Origin of the sequence: Anabaena sp. PCC 7938 (genome assembly GCF_049315035.1) — a bacterium.
GTDB lineage: Bacteria > Cyanobacteriota > Cyanobacteriia > Cyanobacteriales > Nostocaceae > Anabaena > Anabaena cylindrica.
In genome coordinates, this window is sequence record NZ_CP186034.1 from 687,837 (window position 1) to 707,680 (window position 19,844).

Here is a 19,844-nt window from a genome sequence, read left to right on the forward strand (position 1 = left end):
TCACCTTGATCGTTGCATTTCCAGCAATTGGGGAAGTGTGACAAATCGGTAGCCTTGCTGTTTGAGTCTGGTGATGATTTCTGGCAAGGCTTTTACCGTTTTGGTGCGATCGCTTGATGATGACCGTGTGTAAGCTTAATCCCGTCATCTAATCGCTAAAATGAACATTAAAACGGTAATTAGTGTATCGGAACCAGTCATTTGAAGATAAAAATAATCGGAACATAGAAAACACCATTTTTTATATCTAAAGAGTGATTTTATCTAATTCATGATTAAGGCAAATTATATCTGAAGATTGATGAAATAACTGGTTATTTTTATTAATCTGTAATAGAAATACAAAGCGCGAAAATATCAAATGAAGATTCTTGATTTTGCTATATCTAGATTGCAGTTAGCATCCAAATTTATATTCATGGCTTTTGCCTGTGCCTTCATATTCTTATTTAGTGCTTCTCCTGCTTTAGCTATCAGTAGTTATCAAAGTGAAGCGACGGAAGGAACAACACAACTATTGGAAACTCAACGTCAAACGGATGAGGCGGCCAAATCTCCACCGATAGGACTGAAAGAAACGCAAGAAAAGACAAAGAGAGGGCTGAATGAAGTTCAGGGAGATGCTGATATTGACAAAATGAAAACTCCCGGAAATTCACAAAATGCAACTTCAGTAGAACAGGAAGTAGAAGGTTTTTTGGAAAAAGTTACAGGCGGTAATAAGTAAATATTATTCAGGGTTTAGGGTCAATGCACACATTATTATTGACCCTATTTCTTGGGGTTATATTTTTAGTTATTTAGTTAGGTAAAAATCAGAGTCTTTCTAAAGAAATAGAAGGGAATAAACATTAATATCCCCATTGATTGATGTGGATTATGTTGATATTATGAGAACTTATATTTAAGTACTAATAGACAAAGAAATTAATGAATAAAATTAACATTGGCTTAACGGAAGAACAACGTTACGGTGTGATGAATTTGTTGAATCAAGATTTAGCAGATTCTTATGTCCTAGTAGTAAAAACTAAAAAGTATCACTGGGATGTTGTTGGTCCGCAGTTCCGCACTTTGCATGAGCTTTGGGATGAACAATACGAATCACTGACTGAAAATATTGATGCATTAGCTGAAAGGATTCGTAAGTTAGGAGGTTATCCAACTGGCACAATGGAAGGATTTATCAAGATTGCTACTCTCAAAGAATATAGTGGTGAAATTCCCACAGCAACAGGGATGGTAACTCGATTATTGGAAGATCATGAGCAGGTTATTCGCAATTTAAGAAGTCATGTAGATCGGTGTAGTGAAGAGTTTCATGATCAGGGTTCTGCTGATTTTTTGACTGAATTAATGGAAGAACATGAGGAGATGGCTTGGATGCTGCGCTCATTTATTCAAGGGGAGTCATTAGAACCAGATAGACAAGAAGAAGCAAAAACTAAAATTCCAGTTGGTGTGTAATCAAGGATTGTCAACAACAATTAAAGGGAGAATACAAGTGTCAGAAGGATATCAAGCAGAGCGCACTATCTCGGCTGTATTAAAAGAGCAGAAACAAGTTGATGATGTAATTCGCCGTTTACTAGATAGAGGTATACCGAAAGATCTTATTTCGGTAATGGGTAGAAATTTCCAGTCAGAAACGCGAATTTCTGGTTTTATTACTAAGCGGGATGTGATTCTAGGGGGTTTGAGAACAGGAGCAGTATTTGGTTCTTTGTTTGGTTCCTTCTTGAGCTTGCTGACGGGTGTAGGTGTGTTATTTATTCCCTTTGTAGGACCGATTGTGGCAGCAGGGCCAATTGGTGCTGTGTTATTGGGGGCTGCGAGTGGTGCGATCGCAGGTAGTGCAGGTGCTGGTTTAGTGTCAGTTTTCACGGCTATGGGAATGCCAGAAGAGAAAGCAGCAATTTACCAAACCCGCTTACAGGCTGGAGAATTTTTATTAATGGCAGAAATTCCGAGCGATCGCACAGGTGAATTTCAATTGCTATTAGAAAGTGCTGGTGCTGAAGAAATTCACACAAGTGATAAAACTCTGGCTCATGCTTGTCCTGGCCCATGTAACAGCCCAGAAGATTTATCTCCTGAAGTTCGCGCTCATCTATCACCAGAAGCGCAGCAAGTATTCATTCAGCGATATAATGCCATACTGAATGAAACCAGCGACGAATTTACATCTGAACAAGCCGGTTGGGATGCGGTTCATCTACAATTTGATGAAGACGAAAATGGTATTTTGTCCAAAGAAAAAGTTAGAGTTTAATTTCTGGCAATTAAAGAATTAGTAACAGGTAGTGGGGTAAAACTCATTACCTTTTCATCACTGACTAAAGGTTATTTTATATCATATTGGCTTTAGCAATATTCCACCTAATAACTAGTACGCCCAGTAAATAAACCCCACAAAAAAATGGCAACTATTGCGCCAATAATAGCCACAATTATACCAGGAATACTCAAAGTTGCCGCTGTAAATTGAAATGTTCCTGTTTCTAAAAGAGTTACTAAAGTTCCACCAATAAAAGCGCCAACCATCCCTAAAACCATGGTTGCTAAAATTCCTCCACCTTGACGACCAGGATAAATAGCTTTAGCGATCGCTCCAGCAATAAGTCCTAGAATTATCCAAGCAATAATGTTCATAATTTAATCAGTTTAAGTCCTGTAAATAGATTATTAATTTTAGGTACTAACTACTTCTATCAAAAGAGGTACTTAAAATAATGCTGAATTCATAAATGGAGACTTCAAAAGAATAAAAAATTAGTTCTTTAATATCTTAGGACTTACGCACTATACAAATTAGACATGATATGAATCAACGATAATGGTGATTGCAGGCTTTTGAAATAGTATATTAGTAAAGTGCGTCAAATATAGAAAATCTGTTAATTGTGCCAAATTATTGAGTTTAACGCACCCTACAAGAGACTGAAACTCATACTCAATATCTGCTTTTTTCTGTCAATACGTAAGTTCTATATCTGTGAAATTCAAATATTTAGTAGGAAATTTATATTTAGTACAAGCCGTTAGTAATTCATCAACAACAACCCAACCACCAAGAGCTAATTTAAGTCCAATTTTTTCTGGTGTATGGCGTAGCTGTTTACTCAGGAATTTGCTAATTTTTACTAAGCGAGAGTTGGTCATTTTTAATAATTAAAGATAATTTAATGATTTTTTGAATGCTGAATTTTTAAATAATCCCAAAAACAAACTATAAAGCCAATAACACAACTTGATTTCCAGAGCAACAGCCACCAAGGTTTCCACCAGCCTCCAGTTTGGACTTCGATGATATCCGATAACCCAAACAATAGGAAAATTACAGATGTAATTTGATTTTTATGTTTAGCAATGAGGCAATTTCGTTTATAACTATATATCATAAACCCCAATGAAAATAAACTCCATAATACCGCTTCAATGTAATTTCCCTGACGGTAAAGAGTTTCTAAAAGTTGTGGATTTTCCAGTGAACCAGACTGCTGTAACCACAAAACAAACCCGATCATTGCCATAAACAAAAGGCTTAAACGCAGAATTGCTCCTTTTGTGAACTGCAAGGTAGATTTTGTATTCATCTATTTAAATTGATAAAATTTGTTTGATGATTAAGGCTAATGCAATAGCAATCATCACAGTTAATGTAATTTTACCACCAGGTATAAGCGATTGGTAAATACCATTTGCTAATTTATGTTGTTCCCTTTGTTGCCAACTCATAATTGCCGGAATAATTCCACCTAAAACTGAAATACTAAAAATTCCTGTATAATCTAGCGCAGCAAAAAAGATAGTAGGGTTTACTGTTCCTAAACTCATGGGTGGAAACAGAACGATTGAGTAAAGAGGTAATCGAGAAAGTTCAGTTTTTCTAATTCGAGAAATATCTTGGAAAAAATCTATTAACCCGTAAACAAAACCGATAAATGATGTAATAATAGCAAATTCTGAAAAAACAGTTATTAATAATCCTATTAATTCTCCTGCGTTACCTGTTCTGAGAATTTGTAATGGGTCAAAAACACTGCTATTATCGGCATTATTCTGCAATATATCAGGATTAATACTTCCTAAAATTACGGCATTCCAAGCTAAGAACATCATTAATGGAATTGCCGAACCAATAATAATTGATTGACGTATTTTGGGTATATCTCCTTCTAGTTGCGTCACAACTACTGGGACAATATTATGATAAAACAGGGCTACACACATCACTGAGATAGCACTACCAAGAGTATGCCAATTTTGAAATAGGAATTGAGTGCTTTTTACTTGTCCTGCTCCTAACCACAATAGGCATACAAAAGAAATAATAACTATGGCTACAAAAGCATTATTTAATTTTTGAATAAACCTTTCTTTTCCTAGATAAAGAATACTGCCAAATAATAGGGTAAAAGTTGTTGTTCCTACCCAGTTGGGTAACAGATGTTCTAACCTGGCTATTTTGGTTAATGCTGATGCTAAAATATCTCCACCTTTGCTGATATATGCCACTAAAAGTGCATAGTGCATAAACAAATATGTAGTACCAGCAACTCTCGCACCCACTTTACCAAGGGTCTTTTCTACAATTGCTAAAAAACCTAAATTGGGAATACCCTCTAACCGCATGACGTTCAAAGTAACTTCTGCAATTAACAACCCTGAAAATAGTGTGTACAGCCAAACTGCAATTAGTAGAGTTGTAGATGGTAAAACACCTGATGGTAATGTTACGGCAGGTAGAGCCAGAATTCCAGCCCCTACAGTGGTTCCGGCAATCAGCGCAGTACTTCCTAGTACACTACCTGGTTGATGATTGAATTTATCGCCATCAAAATCCAGATGAGAAAATAATCTAGTAATTTGCTTTTGTTCTGATTTTAGAACTGTCTTCATAGGGTTTTTGCTTAGATATCTATCCTAAAGAGAGAAAATCATATTAACTTATGTAAACAAGTTTAGCAAAAACCTTTGATTGAATACAGGGGAGTGCTTAAACTGAGATTTTCGTCCAATTACATTGACAATAGGGATTTCCGCGCAGCGTTAAAGCAATACAATTTTTTGAGTAGGGGTGTAATTAGGTAAGATTTGATTGAGTTGGCTGGTGTTGAGATGAAGATGATGTTGCAACAGGGTAGAAATGACATCACGAAAATCGGTTGCGATCGCTAAATCTCTTTTCTCATACCATTGAGATGGTGATAAACCAGGCCATTCTCCATAAACTTTGCCACCTTTAACATTACCACCCAAAACCCAAACGACGTTACCATGTCCATGATCTGTACCACCGTTATTATTTTGCCGCACAGTGCGACCAAATTCAGACATGACAACAATAGTAGTATTTTGATAAACATTGCCCAAACCTTGAGCTAAAGTGGCTAAACCTTTTCCCAATTTGCCCAAATTCTGAGCTAATGTTCCTTGGGTGCTACCTTGATTAGCATGAGTATCCCAACCACCTAAAGCCATAAATCCTAATTCAATTCTGGAGTCTCTCACCATTAGTTGTGCTAATCTGCTCGCATCCCTAGAGAAACCATCAGGTAAGGGCGCTCCATTGTTGGCCATGGTCATTTCCTGATCCAAGTCTTTCATAATCGCTTCACGCGCCATTCTGCCTTGACGATAGGTTTGACTGAGGCTATCGTTTCCACTGTAGAGTTGATCAAATGCTGTTGCTACTTGAGGACGGTCTATCAGCAGCCGTTTTTTAGGATTTGCCCCTGATGGTAAATTAGCAATGGGCATCTGACCATACAAAATCCAAGGTGTGTTTTGTACCCACCGTTACAGCTTGCACAGGAGTTTTTTTCGCTATCACTCCCAGTAAACGATTCATCCAACCATCTCTAGTCCCTTTGTTACCAGGAGTTCCACTTTCCATATATTTTTGAGCATCAAAGTGAGAACGAGTTGAGTTAGTTAAACCGCAAGCATGAACAAATGCTAAATTGCCTTTTTCCCAAAAAGGTATTAACGGAGATAATACAGGATGTAATCCAAAGCGACCATCTAAATCTATCACTCCCCCTTCTTTACCAGGTTGGGGAATGGCAATTTTTGGTCTGGCTTGATAATAAGCCGTTTCTGTATAGGGAACGACGATATTTAAACCATCTACTCCTCCTCTGAGAAATATGACAATTAAGCGTTTTGCGTTGCTGTTGGCAGTAGCTGAATGAGCAACCCAAGTATTACTACCAATAGTGGTAATAAGTGAAGTGGAAAATAGCCCGGCTTGGATGAGAAAATCACGTCTGTTCATAAGCTAGGAAATAGATGAAAGACAAGAGATCAAGAAAATTCTTACTGAGTACTCGTTACTCGTTACTCAGTACTTGGTACTCGGTACTAAACTAGCGCTGCATAAATTCTGGACTCCCTAAAATTAAACCACTACGAATTTCTGGTGGACTTGATGCGATCGCTTTTTGAGTTTGAGGAGAAAAAGAATTACCCAATGTATTCATCAGTTGTTCATAGTCCACAGGTATAGATTTAGTAGCTTTTCTGGCTTGGGAAGCTTTGACTTTACCTGGCTTCATTTGTCGTCTTGGTTTAAATATGGATAACTTAGCATCGCCCACAGATGGGATAGTTTTTCTAGGTTTTGGTGCTTTTACCTTATTTGGGTTCTTTTGCGGCGGTAAGCTGGATATTTGTAAACTATCATTAGCAATCGCAGTGGCAAAACTCAGCCGTCGAGTCATCGCATCAGGATTTAACCAAGCTTCTTTAGTATTTTTATAGCCGTCTGGAGTTGGACACTGATAAAGAGGCATAGCTAACTGACCGAACAATTCCTGGATTGGTCTGGTATTTTTTAGCTCCATCCCAGTTGCCCTAACTACAGAAATTGCGTACTGATAGGGTGTTTTAAACTTGCTATTAAAATTTTTCTCATCCCAAAATTCAGAACTTTGGAACAAGGTATTTAGTACCTCACGAATATTACCATCAGTCGCAAGATATCGCTGTGCTAGTTTTTTGACCAAAGTTTCTGGAGGGTTATCATTAACAAAATACTGAGCTAATTTGTAACTTATATGACGAGCAGTAGCCGGACTGCGAGCCAAAATATCTAAAGCTTCTTCTCCCTCAGCTTTACCACTTCCTTTAATTTTGTAACCTAAAAAAACTTTGTCACTAAAATCATGATGTTTGGAATTAAATTCAAATCCATCACTATTATCTTGATTAGGATTATTAACAATCCCCCAACCACTCAAAATTCGTGCTAAGGCAATCACATCTTGTTGAGTATAACCTCCATCTACTCCCAAGGTGTGTAATTCCATCAACTCACGGGCATAATTTTCATTTAAACCTCCAATTTTCCCCTTAGCATCTGGACGATTAGAAACTTTATTTTTGGCATTATCTAAATAAAGTAGCATAGCCGGATGGCGTGCTGTTGCTCCTAATAAATCCCGAAACCTTCCTAATACATGAGGACGAATTGCTTCTTGTTCATAAGCACCCACCCAAATGCGATTACGTCCTTTAGCAGCATCCACATTAAAATGGTTATACCAAAAGTCCACCATCACTTCTTGAAGTTGGCGGTTACTGCTAGTAGCCCTTAACAATCTAGATTGAATTGTTTCCTGGACAATCTGACCAGATTGCTTCATTGAAGCCGGCTTTTTTTCCTGCCCTGATGTTATCACCGCAGAAATATTTGCAGCATATTGCAAACGTTGCATCGGATTTAGATTCAGGGTTTTCATTTGTGAAAGTTGACGAGTCAAACTTTCTGGTTCAGAAATGGAATCAGGTGAGAGTTGCTGTCGAATGTAGCCCTGTACCCCCATAGATTCTACTTTTTTAATATCGCCAGGTGCAGGGCCAAAGCTCAAACGGTTGATGATATGTAGCACTTGGGAATTTACAGTTTTAGCGGCAGCATCACTAGGAATAACGCTTCCTAATAACAGCAACAGCGACAACACCCAATATTTATTGCTTATTAAGGTCATAGCCTTATTTTGGTTGTGTTGAGGGATTTGGAGGAGCAGGAAAACGTTTTTGTATATGTTCAACCCATTTCTGACGTTGTGTTGAGTTTAAAATTTCCCTAATCTCTAGATCATCTTGATACTCTGCATTAGCTATTTGCTCTCTGAGATTATTGATTTGACGATATTTAGTATTTACATCCTGCTTACTAGCATTACCCGCCATGAGTTTCAAAAATTCCTGTTGTGCTTGACGCAGTTCTTCTCTCTTTTTTTGTATACGTTCTCTAACCGGATTGTTTCTGCGAATTTCTCTAACTTGCTCCAGTTGCTTAGGCGTTAAATTCAAGTCTTTGGGTAATCCCCCTGGATACTCCAAATTGGGAGCAGGCTTTTTAGTAGGTGTGGGAATAGGAGTTGATGTAGGAGTGGGATTAGGCTGGGCAAATACCGCAGAACTACCTAAAGTCAACATCAACAGTGTCATCACAGAAATACGATTTAACAACATTCAGTTTTAACTCCTGGGAATATGTACATTAACTTATGTAGCATTACTTACATTCTGACTAAACAATGTGACGGTAACTGATCGAATTTGTTTCCTCTCTTTTTCAATTGATTTCTTTTAAACAAACCGCTGTGTAAACTCATACATTAAATCTACTCGTCCTTTACGCAACATGGCTGGATCTAATCTTTCTGTGGTGTTACAAGTCATTAATACAACCAACCGCTGCTTAATTTGTACACCAGATTCATCAATTACACTTTGGTATAAAGTGCCATCTAACAATGCCAAAATATGCTCAGTTTTGTTATTATACTGTGCTACTTCTGAAGCTCTATCTTGAGCTAAATTATCAGCTTCGTTGATGATTATACAAATCCTTTCTAAGTAACTTGGAGGAACAAAATTAGTAATGGCATCATGATCCAAAATAAAAATTACATAGCCTAAAGGTACTAAAATTTCCTTGGCTACTGATTGTGTCCATGCTGTTTTGCCTGTTCCTGGTTCTCCATGTACTACAACGGCTAATTGGTTCTGATTGATAATTGCTTGTTGAACTGAGTCACTAAAGTCTTGAATTTTTTGGGGAAATGTACGAATGGGAAATTGATTATGAACTTTCCCAACACGACTTTGATATCCACTCAACATCACCGCTAAATCATAAGTCGCCTTATTAATTAAAGGTGCTAGATTTTGGGACATTAAAGTATATTGTCTTCGTCCACGATCATAAGGATCAATCTGTAACCAAACATCGTATTTAGACCAGTAAGCATAAACAGTATTGATTACATCTAGTCGTTCCCAATTAACAAATTTTTCTGTGGGAAAATAGAAATCTCTCTCCGAGTAATATTGGGTAATAATATCAGGACTTTCTAATAAACGTAAAACCCTCAAAACGGTAATTTCTTGCAAGAGATTCAAAACATAATCAATGGGGATACTATTACGACTCACAAATTGGACAATGGGTGTTTCTGTAGTTAAAACATCCTTGTAGCGATGGTCAGGCGTTATTGCATCAGGTGTAATAAAATTCCAATATTTTTGCAATTCACCACGAGTATAGTCTGAAGCTAAATTTAATATATTTGCCCACCAAGCATAATCTTTTCTTGCTAATGCATCTGCATAATAACTTGCTAGATTAATAGTTTTTTGGGTTAATTCATGGGTATCCTGAAATATAATTTGCTGGAAATACCCCCAATCAAAGTCACGTTGAAATGGCCGCCAACCATTAGAGAGTAAGTTTTGCCGATTGTTATTCTTGGAATTACTGTCGTCATTACTTCTGAAATAATCAAAATCCATATTTGATGCAATTTAGTGATGGTTGAGTTATTTGGTAATTATGCAGGAGATGATGGAAAAGTTTTATCGTATCTACAGGATTTGTTTGGCGCAACTTTATATAAAATTGGTATTACTGCCAATAAACTCTACTGGTAAATTATTACACGTATTTTACTTTTAAGCTAATCTCCAAGTTTTTAGTACCTGTAACTGTTAGGGGACACAAGTGCTAAGGTTAAATAATTTTTCTCAATTTTGGAAAATAAAAATAATATTACATAAGTTTACATAACTTAAAAGCTATTAAGATGGGAAATTACCCAAATTAACTAGGAAAAGAGTTAAATAATTAGCGTAGCACCCATTTAGATACTACATACAATACATATACACTACTATGTCAAGTATTATGCTAAAAATATTTACGTTTCAGTGAGGATTAGCTAAATTTTTTACCAACTGATTAATGTATATTCATTGCTATAGCGGTTTGCTGTTGGATGCAATACGATGAGGGGTGAAGAGAGACAACTCCTACATAATTGATAATGAAAAACTGTATTTCACTGACCTAAAAACCTTAATAAGGGACTATTTATTAATCAATTTCTTTAAATTTAGGAAAAATTGGTAAACAGCTTTATTGCAGTCATCAAGATATATTAATGGATATTGTAGGCTGCTGTGAAAAGGCTAGTAAAATTTCTGATATATCTATTTGGTAGTGTATTTTCATACTGATTTGTATACTGTAAAACAAGTTGTTATTTTTGAAATATTACTTACCAAGTAGTTATTAGTAATACTAATATAAATAACTATCTAATTTATATATATAAAGTTATTGTAAAACTATTAGGAAAATATTCTGCAATCTTGCATATAATCAAGGTGTGTCTGCTAAAGCTATTCAGATTGAGTTTTTTTCCTTTTTTATGCAGGGAAATATTATCAACTGAGCGCCAGCAATACACTAGCTAATCCTGAATAAGCTAGTCTCTTATGGCTCGCGGGATTATTGTTTTTATTAGAAAGATGATAAATCCCAATTTAATTTTCTGGAGAAGAGATGTATCTGACACATTCATTCATGAGTGATGAAAAGAAGCAAAGCTCTCAGCCACCTTTGATTTTGGTCGTCGAGGATCATGATGATAGTCTACTTTTACTTAGTTATGCTCTAGAGTTACTGGGATGCAGATTTATTTGTCAATCTGACAGTTCTACTACACTATTAGTAGCAAAAGAGTATCAGCCAGACTTGATTTTGTTAGATATTTTGTTACCTAGTCTTAACGGCCTAGATGTTGCTCGATATCTAAAACGCGAGCCTCTAACTTGCAATATTCCAGTAGTTGCAGTTACAGCTTTAGCTGGTCGGGAACACCAAGAGCGTATCCTCAGAGCAGGTTTTAATGATTATATTAGCAAACCCTATCTGCTTGAGGATTTAGAGGCGATCATTTGTCGTTTGCTGGATGACAAAATCGAGCCTTATTTGGAGTTTGAAGTATGTCAGGAAAATTAGGTATAATGCAATCAATTTTCTTTAGGTAGTCTCACTGTGAATATACTACCTTTACTTAATTCTGAGGAAAGTTCTATTTTGCCACCGTGAGCTTCTACAATTCGTTGTGATAGATGCAGTCCTAAGCCACTACCGGATCTTTTGTTTCTACCTTGACGAAATCTTTCAAAAACTGTTGCTTGATCTTCAGGGGAAATTCCATAACCTGTGTCTGCAACTTCAATTAAGATTCCACTTTGCTTGGTCTTGGTGGATAAGGTTTCCAAAATGCGGATTTCGACACCACCTGTATCTGTAAACTTGATGGCATTAGCGATTAAGTTATTCAACACTCGTCGTAGTTCTAGTCTATCACCAATAATAATTCCAGCATAATTACCTAGCTGGTTTAATTGATGAGTATCTAATTTGAGAGTCAATTTTTTTTCATTAGCAAGGGGAGTTAGTTCACTGATTACTTCTTCAGCTATTTCCTGTAAGTTGCATTTTTCCAAATTTAAGGTTTTTTTACCTGCCTCAAAGCGATAAACTTCTAGTAAGGTGTTGACCATTTGCATTAAATTTTGGTTACTGCGAATCATGACAGAAATGGCTTGTTTCATTTCTGGAGATATCTTACAAAAAGTTTCCTGTTGAAACAAGTCCAGCATTCGATCAGCTGCTACTAGAGGTGTACGTAAATCATGAGTCAGACGAGAGACAAAATCTTCTCGCTGACGTGTCATTTTTTGTTGTTCGTCAATGCTGTGTTTAAGTCGCAAGAGCGATCGCACTCTGGCTAGTAGTTCATCTGTATCAAATGGTTTACGAATAAAGTCATCAGCACCAGCATCTAATCCTTCCACTACGCTAGATTCGTGAAATGCTGTAATCAACAATATGGGAATATAGCTGAGATCGGCATGATGACGGATTCTACGTGTGACTTCATAACCATCCATCCCTGGCATCATGACATCTAGCAGAATCAGATCAGGTGGAGATTGTAATATTTTTTGTAAAGCAGTTGCACCATCTGATACTAAGTCAATTTCATAGCCTTCGCTTTCTAAAATTGTTTGCACTAAAATTAGGTTATCTCTAGTATCATCAACGGCGAGGATACGGTTAACTTTATCACTCTTGACAACAGACATAATTTATCAACTTTTTTGAAACAAATCTCAATTAATCTACATTGTTAAGTGAGGATAACCCATCACAGCTTTGCTAGATTGAGATGGTGGAAATTCGGGTGGATTTTGAGCAGAATAAAAAAAACCATCACCACTACTTAAACTTAAACTATAATTATCTCCTGGGTGATAACTAGGTGTTGATGTTATTTGACGAGGTAATTCAATTTTAAATATTGAACCTACTCCTAATTGACTTTCTAGAAATATTTTCCCTCCCATCATTTGTACTAATGAGTTAATAATTGCTAGACCCAAACCTGTACCAGGATATTTACGACTAATACCTTGATCTATTTGCCGAAATGCTTCAAAAATATGTTGAAAATCTTGAGGAGAAATGCCAATTCCTGTATCTCGGATAGTAATTGTGATCTGATTTTTCTCCTTAATTTCTCTGATTTCTATCCAAATACCTCCATATTCGGTAAATTTAACTGCATTGGAAAGTAGGTTAATTAAAATCTGATGTACTCGGATTGGATCATTAAACACTAAAGTATTTTCTAAGTGTATTTCTACGAGCAAAGATAACTTTTTAGCTTCAGCTAAAGAACGTATTTCCAATACGGTATTATTAACTATTTTTGAGAAGTCAAATATTTCGGGTTTTAGCTCTAATCTGCCAGATTCCAGTTTAGAAAAATCTAATACTTCATTGAGCAGCATTAACAAATGCTTACCATTATTGAGAATACGTTCCACCATATCCGCTTGCTGATGAGTAAGTTGACCAAATTTGGGACGTAACAGGATTTGGGAAAAACCAATGATAGCATTCATTGGCGTTCGTAATTCATGGGATATGGTTGCTAAAAATTGTGATTTTAGCCGGGATGCTTCTAAAAGTTTTAAATTTTGTGCCTGAATTTGTTGTCGTTGTTTCTCTAATTCTTGGTTTTGATTAATTAGTTGTTCATGACTTTCTTTTAACTTCTGATATGCCAAATCTGCTTTGATTTGTGCGTTGTATAATCGGATCGCACTCCGTAAAATCTGTGCCAAATTTACCGAAGATAGTTTGGATTTAAGAATATAGTCTGTAGCACCTGCTGCCATTAATTCAATAGCAATTTTTTCATCTTCTGGAGCAGTGAGGATGACTAAAGGAACTTTGATTTCTGAAGAGCGTAGTTTGTTAATTAAAATTAAACTATCTTGGTCTGGTAGGCGATCATCTAGAAACACGCAGTCGAAGTTAGTATTTTTGAGGGCAGAGAGTGCGTTATTACTATCACTGACCTCACACAATTTCATGTAAACACCTGCTTTTGTCAGGGCTAACCGAACTGCCATGCGATCTACTTCATCATCATCTACAACCAAAATTTTCAGCGTCTCTTCCATCAGTTTTTATTTTCGCTGTTCAAGAATATTGATGTACAGCATTTCCATGTGAGAACTATGTAACTACAGAATTCAAAATTTTTGTGTATCATCAGATATAGATATAGAGTAATTCAGGGATTTTACACATTATCTAATTGATGTTCATGAAACTCAATTTATCGTCCTCCATTTTTCCATTATCTAGATGAAAATAGTTCTCTTCTAAATTAGGCAAGGTCGATATAAAGTAAAATAAAATACTTTATCCATCTCAACACAATTGTAAATGAGTAGATGATTCACCGACCTCAGCCATTAGTGAGAGTTGCATATAAACATTGTGTACCAGAAGCTTGAGCAGTTTTACCCACTAAAAAATTTCTCTGTATTGATTAGTGAGTGTTGCCCAATGATTCATTGATGGTAAAAGCGTCCAGATTTATCTATGGTGTCAACTCAAAATCTAAAATCATTTCGCGTAGCTTTCCGTAGGGAAGTGTCTCAACAAAGTCTCAAATCCAAAATTGTTTGACTCATTTACAAAAAAGGTAACAGGGAACAGATAAGAAACTTTGGTTCTGAGTTTAAAGCTCAATCAAAAAAAAGATGTTTTTACAAGATGACGAGCAGCGAAAAAAACAGTGTCATTATTTCAAGGTCATGTTTTTAAACATGAGTTTTTTCTGTTAAGAGTTCCCTCTGAATATTAACTAGTTTTCAGTGCATATTTTGAGAGTCGGAGTTCTAAAATTTAAAGTTGGCTCAAAAGTAAGCTCTATGTTCATCTTGAGTTTTACCTAGTTTATTTAAATAACTTTGATTCCTTTTTGACTATGGTTTGCTACTAGCAGCGTAATCTGAGATTTTCTTAAGAAAATATAATTATGCTTTAGTGTGCTATGCTAGTTTTTAGCGAGATTAAGTTACCCTCAATCAGTTGTTGCATTATTTGATTATGAACTTAAAAATTGATAATTTATGGTTTAGTCATGACAAAAAGGCTAGATAATTTTACATTAGTTTCCATATTTCATGTTTTAAAAAATAATAGCTATATATCCGTAGCTAGATTTTTACTTCCACCCAACATAAAATAAATCAACTTTATTATTTCTATTGAGGGATGCAAGTGAAACTAGATATCATCTATGTTTGGTTTGGAGAAATAAGATCAAATACTTACAAAAAGTTTTAACTTTAAATAAGCAGTCAGATATTCTAGTTAGGTGTAAAGATGAGTGAAATTAGCATTCTTTTAATCGAGGATCATGATTTAACCCGCATGGGACTAAGGGCTGCATTGCAGTCACACAGCGGATTAAGAGTTATTGGGGAAGCAGCAAATGCTACGCAAGGTCTAAAACTTTTGGAAACGACTAAACCAGATGTAGCGGTGGTAGATATTGGTTTACCGGATATGGACGGGATTGAACTAACCCGCAAGTTTAAGCGTTATCAAGCCGAAACTGGACAAACGAATACAAAAATTTTGATTTTGACAATGGATCATACAGAAGATGCGGTTCTAGCGGCTTTTGCAGCAGGGGCAGATTCTTATTATATGAAGGAAACAAGTATTAATAAATTGACTGAGGCTATACAAGCGACTCATGCTGGTAATTCTTGGATTGATCCAGCGATCGCTAATGTGGTACTCAAGAAGATGCGTTTGGGCATACCTGGAGAGAGTCTTGCCTCTGATAAACCAAAGACTGTAAAAATCGAGGCGTTGGCGACAGAATATGAACAGGTGTTGGAAACCTACCCTTTAACTCAACGGGAATTAGAAATTTTAGAGTTGATTGTGGCTGGTTGTAGTAATGGGCAAATTGCGGAAAAGCTTTACATCACAGTGGGAACAGTCAAAACTCACGTTCGCAATATTTTGAATAAACTGTGTGCGGATGACCGTACCCAAGCTGCTGTTCGGGCTTTGCGTTCTGGGTTGGTTGGTTAAAATTATTTATCCTAATCGGTCTTGTAAACACTCGGCAATCCGTTTCGCTGCACCAGGTTGTCCCATGCGTTGAACTCCATTTTCGGCAATTGCTTGGATCAGGTCGGGATTTTTGAATAGGGATTGCACTACTTGGAGAACTGCTGCTGGTTGTTTGACCACAGTCAAAGATACTCCTAAAAGACGACTCTGCGCTTCAGCAAAAGCAGGGTTATATTGAGGGCCTTGACCCGGAATAGCGATCGCAGGTTTACCTAAACCAATAAATTGTTCTGTTGCTGTTCCTGCCATGGCGATCGCTAAATCTCCTAAATGTAAACAGTCATTATAAGCGGCTTGAGTGAGAATTAAATAAGCATTTTTTTGTTTAAAGGTTATAAAATCAGGGTCAGAAAGCTGCACAGGAGAGACTGTAGATCTTTGCCAGCCGTGGATTTGCAAAGTTTGAGATAAAATATTGCTATCTAGACCAGGAGCGATCGCACCTAAAAATACCAAATCTCGCTCCTGCCAACCAGCTATTATAGCAGATACAGCAATCATGATTATCTCCCAGTTAGCATAAGCCTCAGTCGCACGAGAACCAGGCAGCAAAGTCACCATCAAAGGACGAATAATTTCTTGTTGTTCAACATCAGCACCATAAAATCTTGGAGTTCTCAAAGTCGATTCCAAACTATCCATCATCGGATTTCCCAAATCAAAAGCTGGAATTGACCACTTTTTTAATATTTGCGTCGTCAGCGAATCTCTAGGAAACACCGCACAACAACGACGACGACTCATCAAAAACCTTTCCCAAGGATGGTAAATGGAACCAGAAAAATTTTCCCAACGAGCCGACTTAGACTTCCTGGGTAATAAACCCACCTCATCCCGCACATAATATTCAGATTTTGCCGTCCCCACAAAAGCATAATTAGCACCACTGACAGCAGCAAACAACAGCGGGACAATATCTCCCACCGCTAAAATAGCCTTTTTATGACCTAATTTAGTTTGAGAACTTACCCAACGACGAATAGCTTGTATTTGAGTCCAAGTCAGTTGCACCAACCCACCACGGACATCACGCATCAATTGCCGGCTATCCATGTAAATAAAACCACCAGAAGGCATACTCTGCACTGAACCAATACAAGGCACATTCAACTGTTGGTAAGCACGTCCTTCACCAACTATCGGTAAAGCAAAGATGTCTGGTGGTGAAGATAGCCGTTGCAATTCTTGTAAAATACGAACAGCAATAATATCTTCACCGTGACCATTGCTTAAAACTAGTAACTGCAACCGAGAAGCAGTATCTGACGAATTCGCAACTAAAGGTAATTGGGATAAATCACTCATAGAATTTTAGATTTTGGATTTTAAGGGAACACCAGAAAATAAATTATCCAATCTTGTGGAACGGGCATCCTTGATAATTTGCGGGCTTTTCGTCCCGCACCACAAGAAATTTTTGTACATTTTTTTATTTGGAAGTCCCTTAGATTAGTAATATTTGCAGAGTATTGCAATTTGTGATCATAAAATCTGATAATAAGTATTGTCGATCGCACTAAATCAACCTAAATATCATCTGGTAAAAAAATCTCTAGATTGTCTAGATATAAATACTCATTAAATTTGTTTTGGGTATTAGAAATAATTGACAAGAAACAAAAAATTACAATTAACAGTCTCTTGATTTACTGGCATAGGGATACAAATCGGCTAAAAGCTGGAAATTAGCGTTATCCCCAGTACTTGCCCTGACTGCAACTAACTACCAGTTAATTAAATTAATCAATATTAATTATGCGAGTTTCTTCTGCGGCAATTTTTACCTTAGCTACTTTAGTTGCTAGTAATATCACACAAAAAGCAAATGCTGTACCGGCTCAAACCACAAATCAGGAGGAAGCAAACGCAACAAGTGATGTTATCGTTGTCCCATTTGTGGAAACTCAAACAGCACAGGTAGAAACGGTAGCATCTCCAGAAACTACTTATGCCATAGAATTTAGCTCTCAGCCTGTGGTTGTACCGAACAATATCAATAACAACTTTACTACAGATAACAATTTAGTAGTTATTGCCACCAATGTCCAGATAGTTGGTGCTAATCCAGAATTAGAGCAAATAATTCGCAAAGTTATTAAAACCCAAACAGGTGGGAATACCAGTCAAACCCAACTCCAAAAAGATGTAACAGCAATTTTAGATACTGGTTTATTTGCAAGTGCCAATGTCAACAGTAGCAGTACATCCGCTGGCTTGAATGTAGTGTATCAAGTCAAGCCAGTAGTCGTACAAGCCTTACAACTATCTGGTGCAAAGGTTCTTAATTATAAAGTAGCCTTAGAAAGTTTTCAAAGTCAGATTGGTAAAGATATTAGTCCAGCCCAACTCCAGCAAATAGTCCAAAAAATTAATCAGTGGTATACAGAAAATGGTTATACCTTAGGTAGAGTACTATCAATTAAACCCAGCCCCCAAGGTGTTCTCACAGTTAATGTGGCTGAAGGTTTGGTAGCTGATGTTAAATTTCGCTTTTTGACTGAAGAGGGAGAAAAGGTTGATAGTAAAGGCAATCCAGTCAAGGGACGTACTCAAACTGAGTTTCTCAGACAGCAACTCAAGTTGCAACCAGGTCAAGTCTTTCAAGACAAATTAGCCCAGCAAGATGTACAAAGTTTATATAAATTGGGCTTATTTAAAACCGTCAATGTTGCTTTTGAAGGGGATGCAAGCAAAGCTGATTTAATCTACGAACTCCAAGAAGTGGGGGCGCGATCGGTTAACTTGGGTGGTGGTTACAATGCTGATGATGGAATATCAGTCATTGTTAGCTATAAAGATCAAAATGTTGGCGGTGTCAATGATACATTAGCCGCAAATATTGAAGTTAATAGACAGGATGTACTGTTTAATACTAATTTTAACAGTCCCTATCGGGCAACTACTCCTGATCGCTTTGGCTACAACATCAAAACATTCCGTAGAAGGGAACTTTCCGATACTTTCGACGATACTATCAAGCTAGAAAATGGTGACAAAGTAAGGGAAGGCAGGATTGGTGGTGGAGTGAGTATTCAGCAAGAAGTTGATGGTTGGGATGCTTCTTTAGGTCTTAATTATACTCGTGTTTCTATCCGCGACCGAGAAGGTAATATTACCCCAAAAGATGCCAATAACAACCAACTATCTTTTAGTGGTAATGGAATTGACGACTTAACTACCGTATCTTTCACAGCCACCAAAGACGAACGCGATAACCCTAATAAGCCAACTCAAGGTTCTCTCCTCAGTTTCACCACCGAACAATCTGTTCCTGTTGGTCAAGGTCAGATTTCTATGAATCGTCTCCGGGGCAATTACAGCCAGTTTATGCCAGTTAACTTGTTTAACAGCAACAAGCCACAAGTATTTGCTTTAAATCTGCAAGCTGGAACTGTAATCGGTGATTTACCACCTTATGAAACCTTCAATTTGGGTGGTTCTAATTCGGTGCGTGGTTATGATGCTGGTAAAGTGGCTAGTGGGCGCAGTTATGTGTTAGCTTCTGCCGAATATCGCTTTCCCATCTTCCCCATTGCTGGGGGTGTACTTTTTGCAGATTTTGCTTCAGATTTAGGTTCTGGTGACACCGTTATAGGAGATCCTGCCGGTGTGCGGAATAAGCCTGGAAATGGTTTTGGTTATGGTGCAGGGGTGCGGGTTGACTCACCTTTGGGCTTAATTCGGGCAGATTATGGAATTAATGACCAAGGAGATAGCCGAGTGCATATTGGCATAGGTCAACGGTTTTAGAGCATTCAAAATCATTTTTCATGATAGTTTGTTTATGCTTCAATTAAGTAAATCGGTGGCATTAAACGGAACTATTTTAAGTTTTGTAGGGAAAAGGTTAAAGAGTAAAGGTTTTTCTCTTTTCTCCTTACCTTTTAGCTTCTTAATATAGTTATGTTTTTTGCACCCACATACTTAAGTTAACCTCATTGGATAAAACTGATGTCAAAAGAACATAAAAGTAATAAAGAAACTAAAAAGCCTAAAAAAGATGCCAAGGACAAAAAGGAAAAGA

18 protein-coding genes and 1 pseudogene are annotated in these 19,844 nt (G+C 37.0%); 6 read left to right on the forward strand and 13 right to left on the reverse strand.

What is annotated here, in order from left to right; all coding sequences use genetic code 11:
- A pseudogene (locus ACOWPH_RS03405) lies at positions 1-111 on the reverse strand (polysaccharide deacetylase family protein); the annotation flags it as partial.
- Between the two features lie 250 nt (positions 112-361).
- On the opposite strand from ACOWPH_RS03405, the gene ACOWPH_RS03410 reads away from it, so the two are divergent.
- The 3 genes from ACOWPH_RS03410 (at position 362) to ACOWPH_RS03420 (ending at position 2,272) form a co-directional block, all read left to right on the forward strand.
- Positions 362-727 carry a hypothetical protein gene (locus ACOWPH_RS03410; protein ID WP_096713163.1) on the forward strand — a complete coding sequence of 122 codons (366 nt, stop codon included), beginning with the start codon at positions 362-364 and terminating at the stop codon, positions 725-727.
- A 203-nt stretch (positions 728-930) separates the two neighbouring features.
- A complete protein-coding gene (locus ACOWPH_RS03415; protein WP_096713162.1) occupies positions 931-1,467 on the forward strand; it encodes a Dps family protein in 537 nt (178 codons plus the stop codon).
- Between the two features lie 37 nt (positions 1,468-1,504).
- On the forward strand, positions 1,505-2,272 hold the full coding sequence (locus ACOWPH_RS03420; RefSeq protein ID WP_096713189.1) for a ChaB family protein: 768 nt from the start codon (positions 1,505-1,507) through the stop codon (positions 2,270-2,272).
- Positions 2,273-2,379: 107 nt separating this feature from the next.
- On the opposite strand, the gene ACOWPH_RS03425 is transcribed toward ACOWPH_RS03420, so the two are convergent.
- The 9 genes from ACOWPH_RS03425 to ACOWPH_RS03465 all read right to left on the reverse strand — a co-directional run bounded on the left by ACOWPH_RS03425 (position 2,380) and on the right by ACOWPH_RS03465 (position 9,807).
- Positions 2,380-2,652, reverse strand: a complete 273-nt coding sequence (locus tag ACOWPH_RS03425) for a GlsB/YeaQ/YmgE family stress response membrane protein (protein WP_096713161.1) — start codon at positions 2,650-2,652, stop codon at positions 2,380-2,382.
- 321 nt (positions 2,653-2,973) lie between these two features.
- Positions 2,974-3,162, reverse strand: a complete 189-nt coding sequence (locus ACOWPH_RS03430; protein ID WP_096713160.1) for an RNA 2'-phosphotransferase — start codon at positions 3,160-3,162, stop codon at positions 2,974-2,976.
- Between the two features lie 20 nt (positions 3,163-3,182).
- Positions 3,183-3,596: a hypothetical protein gene (locus ACOWPH_RS03435; protein WP_096713159.1), complete on the reverse strand. Its 414-nt coding sequence runs from the start codon at positions 3,594-3,596 to the stop codon at positions 3,183-3,185.
- A gap of 4 nt (positions 3,597-3,600) precedes the next feature.
- A complete protein-coding gene (locus tag ACOWPH_RS03440) occupies positions 3,601-4,902 on the reverse strand; it encodes an amino acid permease (RefSeq protein ID WP_096713158.1) in 1,302 nt (433 codons plus the stop codon).
- A 150-nt stretch (positions 4,903-5,052) separates the two neighbouring features.
- On the reverse strand, positions 5,053-5,763 hold the full coding sequence (locus tag ACOWPH_RS03445; RefSeq protein ID WP_422665668.1) for a DUF1501 domain-containing protein: 711 nt from the start codon (positions 5,761-5,763) through the stop codon (positions 5,053-5,055).
- Positions 5,750-6,280 carry a DUF1501 domain-containing protein gene (locus tag ACOWPH_RS03450; protein ID WP_422665669.1) on the reverse strand — a complete coding sequence of 177 codons (531 nt, stop codon included), beginning with the start codon at positions 6,278-6,280 and terminating at the stop codon, positions 5,750-5,752. Before ACOWPH_RS03450 ends, ACOWPH_RS03445 begins: the two co-directional genes overlap by 14 nt.
- A gap of 91 nt (positions 6,281-6,371) precedes the next feature.
- Entirely contained in the window at positions 6,372-7,994 is a 1,623-nt protein-coding gene (locus ACOWPH_RS03455; RefSeq protein ID WP_096713156.1) for a DUF1800 domain-containing protein, read from the reverse strand.
- Between the two features lie 4 nt (positions 7,995-7,998).
- Positions 7,999-8,484 carry a Spy/CpxP family protein refolding chaperone gene (locus tag ACOWPH_RS03460; protein WP_096713155.1) on the reverse strand — a complete coding sequence of 162 codons (486 nt, stop codon included), beginning with the start codon at positions 8,482-8,484 and terminating at the stop codon, positions 7,999-8,001.
- A 117-nt stretch (positions 8,485-8,601) separates the two neighbouring features.
- Positions 8,602-9,807, reverse strand: coding sequence for an AAA family ATPase (locus ACOWPH_RS03465; RefSeq protein ID WP_015214008.1), 1,206 nt, complete (start codon positions 9,805-9,807; stop codon positions 8,602-8,604).
- Positions 9,808-10,858: 1,051 nt separating this feature from the next.
- Here ACOWPH_RS03465 and ACOWPH_RS03470 point away from each other — a divergent pair.
- Positions 10,859-11,317, forward strand: a complete 459-nt coding sequence (locus ACOWPH_RS03470; protein ID WP_015214009.1) for a response regulator — start codon at positions 10,859-10,861, stop codon at positions 11,315-11,317.
- A gap of 11 nt (positions 11,318-11,328) precedes the next feature.
- Here the strand turns inward: ACOWPH_RS03470 and ACOWPH_RS03475 are convergent, their stop codons facing one another.
- Entirely contained in the window at positions 11,329-12,453 is a 1,125-nt protein-coding gene (locus ACOWPH_RS03475; protein WP_015214010.1) for a hybrid sensor histidine kinase/response regulator, read from the reverse strand.
- A gap of 36 nt (positions 12,454-12,489) precedes the next feature.
- Positions 12,490-13,839 (reverse strand): hybrid sensor histidine kinase/response regulator, encoded by a 1,350-nt coding sequence (locus ACOWPH_RS03480; protein ID WP_015214011.1) that lies wholly within the window; start codon positions 13,837-13,839, stop codon positions 12,490-12,492.
- Between the two features lie 1,216 nt (positions 13,840-15,055).
- Between ACOWPH_RS03480 and ACOWPH_RS03485 the strand changes: the two genes are divergently transcribed.
- Positions 15,056-15,778: a response regulator transcription factor gene (locus ACOWPH_RS03485; RefSeq protein ID WP_015214012.1), complete on the forward strand. Its 723-nt coding sequence runs from the start codon at positions 15,056-15,058 to the stop codon at positions 15,776-15,778.
- A gap of 6 nt (positions 15,779-15,784) precedes the next feature.
- On the opposite strand, the gene ACOWPH_RS03490 is transcribed toward ACOWPH_RS03485, so the two are convergent.
- On the reverse strand, positions 15,785-17,125 hold the full coding sequence (locus ACOWPH_RS03490) for a lipid-A-disaccharide synthase-related protein (protein WP_015214013.1): 1,341 nt from the start codon (positions 17,123-17,125) through the stop codon (positions 15,785-15,787).
- Positions 17,126-17,575: 450 nt separating this feature from the next.
- Between ACOWPH_RS03490 and ACOWPH_RS03495 the strand changes: the two genes are divergently transcribed.
- A complete protein-coding gene (locus ACOWPH_RS03495) occupies positions 17,576-19,570 on the forward strand; it encodes a BamA/TamA family outer membrane protein (RefSeq protein ID WP_015214014.1) in 1,995 nt (664 codons plus the stop codon).
- The last annotated feature ends 274 nt before the right edge of the window (positions 19,571-19,844 follow it).